Source organism: Bacillus sp. N1(2025) (genome assembly GCF_053470005.1).
Genome location: NZ_JBLTJB010000042.1, coordinates 1 through 345, shown reverse-complemented (window position 1 = coordinate 345; position 345 = coordinate 1). Strand labels below are relative to the sequence as shown.

At 44.9% G+C, this 345-nt stretch carries 1 protein-coding gene; it reads left to right on the top strand.

Going from position 1 to position 345, the window contains the following annotated elements:
- Nucleotides 1–345: condensation domain-containing protein (locus ACNFN4_RS22260; RefSeq protein WP_448200492.1), on the top strand; the 345-nt coding region annotated here is incomplete at both ends.

Below are 345 nucleotides of genomic sequence, written 5' to 3'. Positions count from 1 at the left end.
GTATTTATGATAGAACTGCATAAATACAGCAGGCAACAAGATATCGTGGTAGGAACACCCATCTCAGGCCGAGTGCATCAGGACACCGAGACAATAGCCGGCATGTTTGTCAATACGCTGGCAATGAGAGGGTATCCAAGGGCTGAAAAAACGTTCTTAGAATTTTTAAGCGAGATCAAAGAGTTGGCATTGAATGCATATGAGAATCAAGAATACCCGTTTGAAGAATTGGTAGAGGAAGTAGAAGTACGCCGTGATCTGTCACGCAATCCGCTGTTTGACGTGATGTTTACCATGCAGAATAACGAGGAAATCCATCTGGCGATGGGCGAAGCACAGGTAGAG